This window comes from Streptomyces sp. NBC_01017 (assembly GCF_045162795.1).
GTDB classification, from domain to species: Bacteria; Actinomycetota; Actinomycetes; order Streptomycetales; family Streptomycetaceae; genus Streptomyces; species Streptomyces machairae.
The window spans coordinates 5,628,776-5,641,789 of record NZ_CP108683.1; the positions used below are offsets into that span (position 1 = coordinate 5,628,776).

10 protein-coding genes and 1 riboswitch are annotated in these 13,014 nt (G+C 68.3%); of the genes, 5 read left to right on the forward strand and 5 right to left on the reverse strand.

Going from position 1 to position 13,014, the window contains the following annotated elements; all coding sequences use genetic code 11:
* Positions 1–87 precede the first annotated feature (87 nt).
* Entirely contained in the window at positions 88–525 is a 438-nt protein-coding gene (locus OG331_RS25810; RefSeq protein WP_406200292.1) for an SsgA family sporulation/cell division regulator, read from the forward strand.
* Between the two features lie 257 nt (positions 526–782).
* On the opposite strand, the gene OG331_RS25815 is transcribed toward OG331_RS25810, so the two are convergent.
* Positions 783–2,363 (reverse strand): YibE/F family protein, encoded by a 1,581-nt coding sequence (locus tag OG331_RS25815; protein ID WP_406200295.1) that lies wholly within the window; start codon positions 2,361–2,363, stop codon positions 783–785.
* Positions 2,364–2,668: 305 nt separating this feature from the next.
* A riboswitch (TPP riboswitch) is annotated at positions 2,669–2,858 on the forward strand.
* Between OG331_RS25815 and thiC the strand changes: the two genes are divergently transcribed.
* Positions 2,851–4,635, forward strand: a complete 1,785-nt coding sequence (thiC, locus tag OG331_RS25820) for a phosphomethylpyrimidine synthase ThiC (protein ID WP_406200297.1) — start codon at positions 2,851–2,853, stop codon at positions 4,633–4,635. (Overlaps the previous riboswitch by 8 nt.)
* A 174-nt stretch (positions 4,636–4,809) precedes the next feature.
* Here thiC and OG331_RS25825 read toward each other — a convergent pair whose 3' ends face one another.
* The 3 genes from OG331_RS25825 to OG331_RS25835 all read right to left on the reverse strand — a co-directional run bounded on the left by OG331_RS25825 (position 4,810) and on the right by OG331_RS25835 (position 8,368).
* Positions 4,810–5,679: a hypothetical protein gene (locus OG331_RS25825; RefSeq protein WP_406200300.1), complete on the reverse strand. Its 870-nt coding sequence runs from the start codon at positions 5,677–5,679 to the stop codon at positions 4,810–4,812.
* Between the two features lie 192 nt (positions 5,680–5,871).
* Positions 5,872–6,948: a metallophosphoesterase gene (locus OG331_RS25830; RefSeq protein WP_406200302.1), complete on the reverse strand. Its 1,077-nt coding sequence runs from the start codon at positions 6,946–6,948 to the stop codon at positions 5,872–5,874.
* A gap of 307 nt (positions 6,949–7,255) precedes the next feature.
* The gene (locus OG331_RS25835) at positions 7,256–8,368 is read right to left on the reverse strand and encodes a LacI family DNA-binding transcriptional regulator (protein ID WP_406200305.1); all 1,113 of its coding nucleotides are present in this window, start codon (positions 8,366–8,368) and stop codon (positions 7,256–7,258) included.
* 451 nt (positions 8,369–8,819) lie between these two features.
* On the opposite strand from OG331_RS25835, the gene hisC reads away from it, so the two are divergent.
* The gene (hisC, locus tag OG331_RS25840; protein WP_406200308.1) at positions 8,820–9,899 is read left to right on the forward strand and encodes a histidinol-phosphate transaminase; all 1,080 of its coding nucleotides are present in this window, start codon (positions 8,820–8,822) and stop codon (positions 9,897–9,899) included.
* 16 nt (positions 9,900–9,915) lie between these two features.
* Here hisC and OG331_RS25845 read toward each other — a convergent pair whose 3' ends face one another.
* Complete coding sequence (locus tag OG331_RS25845) at positions 9,916–10,308, reverse strand: cyclophilin-like fold protein (protein WP_363040388.1); 393 nt, start codon at positions 10,306–10,308, stop codon at positions 9,916–9,918.
* A 144-nt stretch (positions 10,309–10,452) separates the two neighbouring features.
* On the opposite strand from OG331_RS25845, the gene OG331_RS25850 reads away from it, so the two are divergent.
* Positions 10,453–11,961 (forward strand): cytochrome ubiquinol oxidase subunit I, encoded by a 1,509-nt coding sequence (locus OG331_RS25850; protein WP_406200311.1) that lies wholly within the window; start codon positions 10,453–10,455, stop codon positions 11,959–11,961.
* Positions 11,962–11,981: 20 nt separating this feature from the next.
* Positions 11,982–13,001, forward strand: a complete 1,020-nt coding sequence (gene cydB / locus OG331_RS25855) for a cytochrome d ubiquinol oxidase subunit II (RefSeq protein ID WP_406200314.1) — start codon at positions 11,982–11,984, stop codon at positions 12,999–13,001.
* Positions 13,002–13,014: the final 13 nt, after the last annotated feature.

Here is a 13,014-nt window from a genome sequence, read left to right on the forward strand (position 1 = left end):
TTGTGATCTCTCGTGTACGTTCAGCAAGATTCCACCAGTGTCGGGGTCCGTTCCCGGCCAGTCGACTGCAAACGACGGGGTAGGGCGATGCGCGAGTCCGTAGAGGCAGAGGTCATGATGAGCTTTCTCGTGTCCGAGGAGCTCTCCTTCCGCATCCCGGTGGAGTTGCGCTACGAGACCTGTGATCCCTATGCCGTACGGCTGACCTTCCACCTGCCCGGCGATGCCCCCGTGACCTGGGCATTCGGTCGGGAACTGCTGGTCGACGGGGTGGGACGGCCGTGCGGGGAGGGAGATGTACGGGTCTCTCCGGCAGGCACCGAGACGCTCGGCGACGTCCTGATCCGGCTTCAAGTCGGGCCCGACCAGGCGCTGTTCCGCTCCTCCGTGGCGCCTCTGGTGGCCTTTCTCGACCGCACCGACAAGCTGGTGCCGCTCGGGCAGGAGGGCGCGCTCGCCGACTTCGACGCCCATCTCGACGAGGCCCTGGACCGCATCCTCGCGGAGGAGCAGAGCGCGGGCTGAGGCTTACGGCTGCGCAGGGGTGGCGTAACGCTTCGCCGGGCGCTCCCGGCGCGCATGGGAGCGCTTCCCTGCCGCTGAGCTCCCCATGACGCCGGAGCTGCAAGGCCGTAGGTGCACGGGTTGGGGTTCAGGTTCGGGCGCGTGTCAGGCGCGCCCAGTACGCGCGTGGTTGGCGAACCGTGCCCGCCACTGCTTCCGCCGACGTCACTGCGTTCGGCGGACGCCCCCGCTTCCCCGACGTCCCCGCTTCCCCGCCCTCACCGCTTCCGCCGACGTCCCCGCCCGCCGCGCCCCGAAGCCGGCTGTGGGCCCGTCGAGATCGGCGCCCCGCCTGCCGGGACCGGCTGGGCACCCGCCGGCACCGCCCCCTTCTCCGGCCGGTCGGCCGAGACCACCAGGGCCGCGAGGGCCGTGGTGACGGGCACCGAGGCGACCAGGCCGATGGAGCCCACCAGGGTGCGCACGATCTCCTCCGCCACCAACTCACTGTTGGCCACCGTCCCCACGCCGCTCTGCGCGATCGAGAAGAGCAGCAGCAACGGCAGCGCGGCACCCGCGTAAGCGAGGACGAGGGTGTTGACGACGGACGCGATGTGGTCGCGGCCGATGCGGATGCCCGCCTGGTACAGCCCGCGCCAGCCCATCGCCGGGTTGGCCTCGTGCAGCTCCCAGACCGCGGATGTCTGGGTGACCGTCACGTCGTCGAGGACACCGAGCGAACCGATGATGATGCCGGCGAGCAGCAGACCGCTCATGTCGATCGACGGATACAGCCCGTGGATGAGGCCCGTGTTGTCGTCGGTGTTGCCGGTGAGCGCGGCCCAGTCGATGAACACCGACCCGAGGATGCCGATCAGCAGCAGCGAGATCAGCGTGCCGAGCACCGCCACCGATGTACGGGCCGACAGGCCGTGACACAGGTAGAGGGCGATCAGCATGATGGCGCTCGACCCGACCACGGCGACGACCAGCGGGTTCGAGCCCTGGAGGATCGCGGGCAGGATGAAGAAGTTGAGCACCGCGAAGCTTATGGCCAGCGAGATCAGTGCCATGAGACCCCGCAACCGCCCGACGACCACGACGGCGACTGCGAAGATGCCGGCGAGCACGGTCAACGGGACACGCCGGTTCACGTCGGTGACCGAGTACTGCAGGTCCTTGGGCGCGGAGGGCTCGTAGGCGACCACGACCTCCTGGCCCTCCTGCAACTGTCGTGACTGGTCGGGCTGCACGATCTCCGTGAACGTACGGCCCTTGTCCTTGCCACCGTCGACGCGGATCGTCGCCTTCTTGCAGGTGCCGCTTTCCTGCTGCACGGCGGAGGACCCCTCGGCGGTGGAGGTGTCGCCGGTCGGGGGCACCCCCGAGGCCCCCACCTCCTGGCAGCTCACCTCGACCACCTTGGTGACCGTGGCCTGCTGTGTCTGCCGGTCGAAGCCGACCCCGGTGCGCTCGTGCGGCGGGGCACCGCCCGGCCACAGCACCGCGAGGCCCACCACCACCGCTGCGGCGAACGGGATCACGACTGCCGCGATGACCTTGCGCAGATGCCGGGAGACGGGAGCCGCCGGACCGTGGGCGTGACTGTGGGAGTGCCCGTGCCCGTGCTCGCCACCGTCACCACCGCCACGCCGGCCCCCGGATCCAGGACCGTGCCCATGACCGCCGCCGGATCCGGGACCATGCCCATGACTGCCCCCGGAATCGTGACCGTGGCCGTCACCCGGGCCGGGAACCGGCGCCTGTGAACCGCCGGATTCGGGACCGCGCTCGTGAAAACCGCCGGGACCGGGCCCGCGCCCCTGCCCGCCGCCGACCCCGCTCCCGCGATCCTGCATCCCCCCGGATCTGGGACCGTGCTCGTGCCAGCCCCCGTTCCCAGTCTCCTGATCGTCCTGTCCGCCTCCGGGACCACGGCCGTAAGGACCGCCGTAACTCCCCCCGGGAACCTCCGAACCCAGGCCGCCTGTACGGCCGTTACCCCGCGCGGGGCCGAGTCCGGGGCCGTTTCCGGAGCCGGAGCCGCGGGGCGGATCGGGCGGTGGGTACGGAGGCTCATGCGTCGTGGTCACCGCCCGATCATCGCAAGAACGATTGGGGCCCCCTGTTCACCGCGCCCGAATTGACGCTAGCGTGGTGCCACCTTTGTACACGCGGGAGCTCGGAGCACCGGGCTGAGAGGGCGCTGACCTCCGTCCCAGCGATGTTTCACATGAAACATCACTCATCGCGAGTGATGTTTCACACGAAACGTCGGCAGACGGATACGGCTGCGTCGACCGCCGAACCTGTTACCGGGTAATGCCGGCGTAGGGAGTAGGTCTCATGACCATCAAGGACGCGCGCACGCCTGCCTCCGTTCAGGACGAGAAGTCCGAGGAGGCCGGGAAGTCCATCGGCTGGCACAAGGCGTATGTCGAGGGTTCACGCCCCGATCTGCGGGTGCCGGTCCGCCAGGTGCACCTCACCAACGGGCAGTCGGTCACGTTGTACGACACCTCGGGCCCGTACACCGATCCGCTCGCCGACACCGACGTCCGCAGGGGGCTGCCCCCGCTGCGGGAGAACTGGATCATCGCCCGCGGTGACACCGCCGAGTACGCGGGCCGTCCCGTCCGTCCCGAGGACGACGGCGTCAAGCACACCTCGCCGCGCGGCGGTCTGCGCAACCTCGACGCGGTCTTCCCCGGTCGGCCGCGTCAGCCGCGTCGCAGCCGTGACGGCGAGGCGGTCACGCAGCTCGCGTACGCACGCCGTGGCGAGGTCACGCCCGAGATGGAGTTCGTGGCTCTCCGGGAGAACGTTTCTCCCGAAGTGGTCCGCGAGGAGATCGCCGCTGGCCGGGCAGTGCTGCCGGCCAACGTGAACCACCCGGAGATCGAGCCGATGATCATCGGCAAGCGGTTCCTGGTGAAGGTCAACGCCAACATCGGCAACTCCGCGGTCACCTCCTCCATCGAGGAGGAGGTCGAGAAGATGACCTGGGCGACCCGCTGGGGTGCCGACACGGTCATGGACCTGTCGACCGGTCGCAACATCCACACCACCCGTGAGTGGGTGCTGCGCAACTCCCCCGTCCCCATCGGCACGGTGCCGCTCTACCAGGCGCTGGAGAAGGTCGACGGCCGGGCAGAGGAGCTGACCTGGGAGATCTACAAGGACACGGTCATCGAACAGGCCGAGCAGGGCGTGGACTACATGACGGTCCACGCGGGCGTGCGGCTGCCGTTCGTACCGCTGACGGCCAACCGCAAGACCGGCATCGTCTCGCGCGGCGGCTCGATCATGGCGGCGTGGTGCCTGGCGCACCACAAGGAGAGCTTCCTGTACGAGAACTTCGAGGAGCTCTGCGAGATCCTCGCCGCGTACGACGTCACGTACTCGCTGGGCGACGGCCTGCGACCCGGCTCGATCGCGGACGCCAACGACGAGGCGCAGTTCGCGGAGTTGAGGACGCTCGGGGAACTCAACACGATCGCCAAGCGTTTCAACGTACAGACCATGATCGAGGGCCCGGGACACGTCCCGATGCACAAGATCAAGGAGAACATCGACCTTCAGCAGGAGATCTGCGATGAAGCTCCGTTCTATACGCTCGGCCCGCTGACCACCGACGTCGCGCCGGCGTACGACCACATCACCTCCGGCATCGGCGCTGCGATGATCGCCTGGTGGGGCACGGCGATGCTCTGCTACGTCACGCCCAAGGAGCACCTGGGCCTGCCCAACCGTGACGACGTCAAGACCGGGGTCATCACCTACAAGATCGCCGCCCATGCGGCCGACCTCGCCAAGGGGCACCCCGGGGCACAGGAGTGGGACGACGCGCTGTCCGACGCCCGCTTCGAGTTCCGGTGGGAGGACCAGTTCAACCTGGCCCTCGACCCGGACACGGCACGGGAGTTCCACGACGAGACCCTTCCGGCCGAGCCCGCCAAGACGGCTCACTTCTGCTCCATGTGCGGGCCGAAGTTCTGCTCGATGAAGATCTCCCAGGACATCCGCCGCGCACATGGCGGGTCCAAGGCGGAGATCGAAGAGGGCATGGCGCAGAAGTCGAAGGAGTTCGCCGCGGCGGGTAACCGGGTGTACCTGCCGCTCGCGGACTGACGTCGACGTCCTGACCCGGGGCGCCATGCCCCGGTGTCCGGCGTGCTGCCGTCGTGTACGGCGTTGCTGTCCGGCTGTTCGGCTTGCGCCTCCCCGAGGAGGTCTCCCCGGGGTGCCGTCGTGAAGGAGGGACCCACGGCGGGGCTCTCCTGCGGCGGGGCGCAAGCCGAGGTGCTAGTCCGGCTGGTGTTCCGGGCCTCCGAAGTCCGGGCTCGTGTAGTCCGGGCTGCTGAAGCTCGGCCGCGAGCCCCGGGAGGCGCCGTCGTCCGGGCTGCTGAAACCCGGGCGGCCGTAGCCGAGATTCGGGATGCGGCCGGCCGGTGTCGACGGTGGCGTGCGGTGCAGCGCCGACGCCGTGCCGGGGTCGGCGAGTGCCTCCCGCAGGAAAGGCAGGACGCCGCGCTCCAGCAGGGCCTCGCGCCAGGCTTCCCTGGCCCGGGTGACGTCCCCGCTCAGCTCGCCGTACGGCCCGCCGTCCAACGCCGGCCGGTTCTGCAGGGCGGTGAGCAGGAGTCCGACGGCGGCGACCAGGATGGCGGCCGCTGCCACGGCGCCGAACACCCACCCGGTGGTGAGCATCGTCTGGGCGAACGCCGGCTCGGGGTCGAACATCTTCAGGATGTAGCCGACGAGCAGGAAGATCGCCGCGGCGGTGCCGGCGAGGACGGGTGCCAGGACCGCGAGCACGGCTATGACGCCCGGGCCCGCTGTCTCGGCGACTTCTCCCATGGCCGTGGCGAGCCCCATCGCGCCCGAGCCCGACTCGGAGGAGCCGGACTCGCGGTTGGAGGACGGGGTGGACGGCGCCGGCTGGCGCAGTTCCTCGCGGACCTTCACGTAGTGCTGGTACTCGGTCGCCGCGGCCGCCGTGATCAGAGCGGTGGCGTTGAGCGCCATGGTGCGCAGCTGTTCGGGGTTGAGCCGCTGACCGACAGCGGCCAGTTCCGGGCGGTGTGGGGCGGAGCGCAGCGCCTCATCGAGGATCCGCTCGTATTCCTGGCGGTCCTCGCTCAGCAGGTGCTGCGGAACGCTGTTCATGTGCATCCCCCGATGCTCCGTAGGGCTTGGGGCTCGCATGCCAACGAGCCGTCGGGCAGAAACGGAGGGGAGCCTGCTACGGATAAGCCGATGGTAGAGCGGTCACGGCACACGGTGACAGGGGGTTTGCCAAAATTGGGCCCTGGCCTGCGCCCTCTTCTGTCACCCCGCCTTGGGCGACGCCTGCCCCGTGAACGGTCAGATATCCAGGGGAAGTTGCTGGACCAGCAGCTTTCCGGCCATGGTCACGCCGCCGTCCATGGCGATGGCGAGACCCTCGGCGTAGAGGTGCGGACCCTCGACCAGGGGCCCGGAGTTGTCCTCGCCGTCCTCTGAGCCGACCTCGCCGGTCAGGTAAGGAATGGGGCTGTGGCCGTGAACGACGCGGGTGCCGCCGTACGTATCGAGCAGGGAACGCACATGGTCGGCGCCGCCCTCGTCGCGGAAGGAGAAGCGCTTGGTGAACTTGCGGAAGAGATCCCAGACTTCGTCGGCGTCATTGCGCGTGAGCGTCTCGCGGACCGTGTCGTTGACCGCCTCGATCGAGTCGCCGTAGTCGAGATAGGCGGTGGTGTCCGAGTGGACGAGCAGATGCCCGTCGACCTCTTCCATGGCGTCCAGACGCGACATCCATTGCAGATGGTGGTCCTGGAGACGGTCCATGTCGGTCTTCTGGCCGCCGTTGAGCAGCCAGGCCGCCTGGAAGGTGGCGGTGCCCGCGCCGGAGTTGACGGGGGTGTCGCCGAATCGCTTGGCGCCGATGAGCAGCAGTTCGTGGTTGCCCATCAGGGCCTTGCAGTAGCCGCCGGCCGCTGCGGCCTCGGCGGACAGCCGCATCACGAGGTCGATGACGCCGATGCCGTCCGGGCCGCGGTCGGTGAAGTCGCCGAGGAACCACAGCCGGGCGGTGCCCGCGGACCAGTTCCCCGCCGAGTCGATGAGGCCCTGCTCCTGGAGCGCGGCCATCAGCTCGTCGAGATAGCCGTGCACGTCGCCGACCACGAACAGCGGGCCGGCACCTGCCGTCGAGTCCGGGACCGGCATGGCGGCGGGGTCGACGTGCACCTGGACCGTGTCGCCGCGATTGATCACGGGCAGGTCGCGCTGCGTGGGCGTGTACCCCTCCGGGTACGTCTCGTCGAGGGGCGGGGCGACCTCGCCCGGGTTCATGCTCTGGACGTACGGACCGGTCTCGTGCACGTAAGCGGGCACCCGGAAGTCGCGCAACGTCGCCGTCCGCTCCATCTCGGGTCCCTGACCGGCCCCCTGAGTCATCAGACCCCTCCACCATCGCGCCGCAGCTGCACCGCATCGGACTGCCTGGTCGCAGCGGCCCGTGGGTGTCGTGGGCCCATCATAGGAATGCCGATCGCGCCATGTGATGACCCAGGGGTGGTGAATCGGAGCAGGACTCCTGTCCGCTGCGGCTTTCGCCCCGATTGGCCCGGGCTTCGGCAGCTCGATCGCCGCGTTCCTGACGCCCCTCGAGCTGCTCCTGAAGCCCCTCGCCCCGCTGCTGCAGTCCCTCGACCTGCCTCTGCCGCTCCTCGTCCGGCATCTGCCGCAGGTCTCCGCCCGGTTTCTACCGGCCCTCGGGCGACCGGGGCGGGCTGACCGTCGTACGCGGCGGGCGTCGCTGGGACGAGGTACGCACAATCAACTCGGTCGGTATCACCTGCTCGACCGGCTGGTCCGACTCGACCCCCTCGATGGCGTCGATGAGGAGCTGCACCACGGCCGTGCCGATGCGGCGGGGCTTCAGGGAGAGCGTGGTGACCGGCGGCTCGGTGTTGGCGTACACCGTGGACTCGCTGCAGCACACGAGAAGCAGGTCGTCCGGTACGCGCATCCCGTAGCGGCGGGCTGCGGCGAGCAGGTCCGTGCCGTTCGGATCGAACAGTCCGTAGACCGCGTCGGGCCGGTCGGGGCGGGCGAGCAGCCGGTCGGCGGCGACGGCGCCCGCGCACGGGTCGTGCGCCGGGTAGGCCTCGTACACCGGGTCCTGGCCGACCCGTTCGCACCAGCGCAGATAGGCGGTGGTCGACAGATGGGTGTACGTGTCCGTCGTGGTGCCCGTCAGCAGTCCGATCCGGCGGGCGCCGGCGTCGGCCAGGTGGTCGAGGATGCCCATCACGGCGGCCTCGTGGTCGTTGTCGACCCAGGCGGTGACCGGGAGCGAGCCGGCCGGGCGGCCGTCGGAGACGACCGGCAGACCCTGTCTGACCAGCTCACTGACGACCGGGTCATGGTCGGACGGGTCGATGACGACCGTGCCGTCGAGGGCGACGTTCGACCAGACGTCGTGACGTGAGGTCGCGGGGAGGATCACGAGGGCGTAGCCGCGGGCGAGCGCGGCCGAAGTGGCGGCGCGTGCCATCTCGGCGAAGTACGCGAACTCCGTGAAGGTGAAAGGTTCATCCCCGTATGTCGTCACGGTCAGGCCGATGAGTCCTGACTTGCCCGTACGGAGTGTGCGGGCGGCGGCCGACGGGCGGTAGCCCAGCCGGTCGGCGACTTCGCGGACATGGCGTCGGGTGGCGTCCGGGAGCCTGCCCTTGCCGTTGAGGGCGTCGGAGACGGTCGTGATGGAGACCCCCGCGGCGGCGGCCACGTCTCTGATACCCGCCCGGCCGGGTCGACTGCCTCGACGAGAGGTTTCCGCGCGGCTCACCTGGTGCTTCCCTGCTGCTGTCATGGCGAGCCGATAGTAGGGCTCATTCGGTGGGGTAGTGCGGACGCATATGCACGCGTTGACAGACACGTTTCTGCAAGGTCATCATGCGTCAATGCCCTTTAAAAACAAGGGAGTTGAACGATCCTATGGCAGGACGTGACTTGTCGGCGCGCATGGGCCTGCCAAGTGACCGATGTTTCGAAGAGGTCTCAACTCACCTTCACGGGTGATGCGCGCCACGGAGTGAGCCACCGGCGCGTAGATATATGTGTGGCGCGCCCCCTAATTCGTGCGCCTTCGTACCCTGATGCCCCTGATGCAGGTGTGACAGGAGGGATCAACAGACGGGCCCGCCCCTTCCCTGCGTATCGACCCTCCCTCACCTGTACGCATCGGCGCCGAATCCTCATAAGGTGAGCAGTATTGGAGCCGGCGGTGGTGATGGCCGCCGGTGGTCGTGAGGAGGACTGCGGTGAGCGAGATGAGCCCCAAGCTGCGCGTCGAGCTGGAGGGTATCCCCACCTACAAGCCGGGCAAGCCTGCCACGGCCGGTGGTCCGGTGGCCTACAAGCTGTCCTCCAACGAGAACCCCTATCCGCCGCTGCCCGGCGTGATGGAGACCGTGACGGCCGCCGTCTCGTCCTTCAACCGCTACCCCGACATGATGTGCACGGGGCTGATGAACGAGCTGTCGGAGCGCTTCGGCGTCCCGATCTCCCACCTGGCCACCGGCACCGGCTCGGTCGGCGTCGCCCAGCAGCTGATCCAGGCCACCGCCGGACCCGGTGACGAGGTCATCTACGCCTGGCGGTCCTTCGAGGCGTACCCGATCATCACGCAGATCAGCGGCGCCACGTCCGTCAAGGTGCCGCTGACCGCGGGCGATGTGCACGACCTGGATGCGATGGCCGCCGCCATCACCGACCGCACCAGGCTGATTTTCGTCTGCAACCCCAACAACCCGACGGGCACGGTCGTGAGGCGGGCCGAGCTGGAGCGGTTCCTGGATCGGGTGCCCAGTGACGTCCTGGTGGTGCTGGACGAGGCGTACCGCGAGTTCATCCGTGACCCCGAGGTGCCGGACGGGGTGGAGATCTACCGCGAGCGGCCGAACGTCTGTGTTCTGCGGACCTTCTCCAAGGCGTACGGTCTCGCCGGCCTCCGCGTCGGTTTCGCGATCGCCCACGAGCCGGTCGCGGCGGCCCTGCGCAAGACGGCCGTGCCGTTCGGGGTGAGCCACGTCGCGCAGGAGGCGGCGATCGCCTCGCTGCGTGCCGAGGACGAACTGATCGGCCGGGTCGGCTCGTTGGTGTGCGAGCGCAACCGCGTGGTCGACGGGCTGCGCGCTCAGGGCTGGACGGTGCCCGAGACCCAGGCCAACTTCGTGTGGCTGCGCCTGGGGGAGCGCACGGTCGCCTTCGCTCAGGCGTGTGAGCAGGCAGGCGTCGTGATCCGGCCGTTCCCGGGCGAGGGTGTGCGGGTGACGATCGGGGAGGACGAGGCGAACGACATCTTCCTGAAGGTGGCGGAAGGGTTCCGGAAGGAGTTCTAGGGCTCCACGGGCACGGTCAGGCGTCCACCAGCTCCACGCGGACGGGGTCGCCGTCGCGGACCGTCGCCAACAGACGGGGGTCGCCGTCGATGCGGCCCAGAACGTTGCACGGGCTCGCGAGGCGGCACTCCTCGCCTCGCGAGATCGGTGTGGGCCCGTAGGGGAGGGCGAGCGCGTCTCCGTCGGTCCAGAAGGCGACCGTGCCCGGCTCGACGACCTGCTGGGCGCTGGTTTCACGTGGAACCGCGACGCCCGTGTCGAAGTAGACCTCCTCTCCCCAGGTGCGGGCCGTGGAGGCGAGGGGCAGGGCCTTGACGAGGGCCTGCGTGGTGGGAGTGTCGTCGAGGGTCGCGGTGAGGTGTCCCGCGGGCCAGGAGATCAGTATCTGTAGGGGCGTCGGTGTCTGCATGGCACCGATTCAACAATATGTTGAAGTGTGCGCCAAGGGGCTGATCTCGACGAAGGACCCCCCCTTTGAGGGCAGGGATAGGCGTGCTGCATAATTGCTTGTGAATGTGAACGCTTTCACAAGCGGCAGGTAAGGAGCGGCGACGTGGACCTGGCTTTGGCGCCGGAGACTCTGGCGCGCTGGCAGTTCGGTATCACCACCGTCTACCACTTTTTGTTCGTCCCCCTGACGATCTCGCTGGCCGCCCTCACGGCCGGGCTACAGACCGCATGGGTGCGCACGGAGAAGGAGAAGTACCTCAGAGCGACGAAGTTCTGGGGCAAGCTCTTCCTGATCAACATCGCGATGGGTGTCGTCACCGGCATCGTGCAGGAGTTCCAGTTCGGCATGAACTGGTCCGACTACTCCCGCTTCGTCGGTGACGTGTTCGGCGCCCCGCTCGCCTTCGAGGCCCTGATCGCCTTCTTCTTCGAGTCCACCTTCATCGGGCTATGGATCTTCGGCTGGGACAAGCTGCCGAAGAAGATCCACCTGGCCTGTATGTGGATGGTCTCCATCGGCACGATCCTGTCGGCGTACTTCATCCTGGCGGCCAACTCCTGGATGCAGCATCCCGTCGGCTACCGGATCAACGAGGCGAAGGGGCGGGCCGAGCTCACCGACTTCTGGCTCGTGCTGACCCAGAACACCGCGCTCGCCCAGGCCTTCCACACCCTCTCGGCGGCCTTCCTCACCGGTGGCGCGTTCATGGTCGGCATCTCCGCCTTCCACCTGCTGCGCAAGAAGCACATCCGCGATATGAAGACCTCGCTCAGGCTCGGCCTGGTCACCGTCGCCATCGGTGGCCTGCTCACCGCGATCAGCGGTGACACGCTCGGCAAGATCATGTACGAGCAGCAGCCGATGAAGATGGCCGCGGCCGAAGCTCTGTGGGACGGCGAGGAGCCGGCGCCCTTCTCGATCTTCGCCGTCGGCGACGTCGACAAGGGCCACAACAAGGTCGCCATAGAGATCCCCGGCCTGCTGTCCTTCCTGGCCAAGGATGACTTCACCTCATACGTCCCCGGCATCAACGACGTCAACAAGGCCGAGCAGGAGAAGTACGGTCCCGGCGACTACCGGCCCAACATCCCCGTCGCCTACTGGGGCTTCCGCTGGATGATCGGCTTCGGCATGGCGTCCTTCACCATCGGCCTGATCGGACTCTGGCTGACCCGCAAGAAGTTCATGCTGCCGCAGCACCTGAGGGTCGGTGACGACGAGGTGCCGCATCTGGTGCTGCTCCCGAAGAAGGCGCTCGGTCCGAAGCTGACCACGTGGTACTGGCGGATCGCCATCTGGACCCTGGCCTTCCCGCTGATCGCCAACTCCTGGGGCTGGATCTTCACCGAGATGGGCCGTCAGCCGTGGGTCGTGTACGGCGTCCTGCGCACTCGGGACGCGGTCTCCCCCGGCGTATCCCAGGGCGAGGTCCTCACCTCGATGATCGTCTTCACGACGCTGTACGCCATCCTCGCCGTCGTCGAGGTCAAGCTCCTCGCGAAGTACGTCAAGGCCGGCCCGCCCGAGCTCACCGAGGCCGACCTGAACCCGCCAACGAAGATCGGCGGCGACGACCGTGACGCCGACAAGCCGATGGCCTTCTCGTACTAGGCCGAGGGAGCTGCACAGTCATGGAACTTCACGACGTCTGGTTCGTCCTGATCGCCGTCCTGTGGATCGGCTACTTCTTCCTGGAGGGCTTCGACTTCGGGGTCGGCGTCCTCACCAAGCTGCTGGCCCGCAACCGGCCCGAGCGACGGGTGCTGATCAACACCATCGGTCCCGTCTGGGACGGCAACGAGGTGTGGCTGCTCTCGGCGGGCGGCGCCACCTTCGCTGCCTTCCCCGAGTGGTACGCCACGCTCTTCTCCGGCTTCTATCTGCCGCTGCTGCTCATCCTGGTCTGTCTGATCGTCCGGGGCGTCGCCTTCGAGTACCGCGCGAAGCGGCCCGAGGAGCACTGGCAGCGCAACTGGGAGAACGCCATCTTCTGGTGCTCGCTGCTCCCGGCGTTCCTGTGGGGTGTGGCCTTCGGCAACATCGTGCGGGGCGTGAAGCTCGACGAGAACCACGAGTACGTCGGCAACGTCCTGGACCTGCTCAACCCGTACGCGCTGGTCGGTGGTCTGGTGACGCTGACGCTGTTCACCTTCCACGGTGCGGTGTTCACCGCGCTCAAGACCGTGGGGGAGATCCGGGAGCGGGCGCGGAAGCTGGCCCTGTGGGTCGGACTCGCCGCCGCCGTGCTGGCGCTGATCTTCCTGCTCTGGACGCAGGTCGAGAACGGCGACGGTCAGAGCCTGGTCGCGCTCGTGGTGGCCGTGGCCGCGCTGGTGGCGGCGCTGGTGGCGAACCAAGCGGGGCGCGAGGGATGGTCGTTCGCCTTCTCCGGCGTCACCATCGTGGCCGCCGTCGCGATGCTCTTCCTGACGCTCTTCCCGAACGTCATGCCGTCCTCACTCAATGACGAGTGGTCCCTCACGGTCACCAATGCCTCGTCGAGCCCGTACACCCTGAAGATCATGACGTGGTGCGCGGTGATCGCCACACCGGTCGTCATGCTCTACCAGGGCTGGACCTACTGGGTCTTCCGCAAGCGGATCGGCACGCAGCACATTGCTGCGAACGCCGCTTCGGGGGCCAAGCACTGAGTCCGCTGTGGCG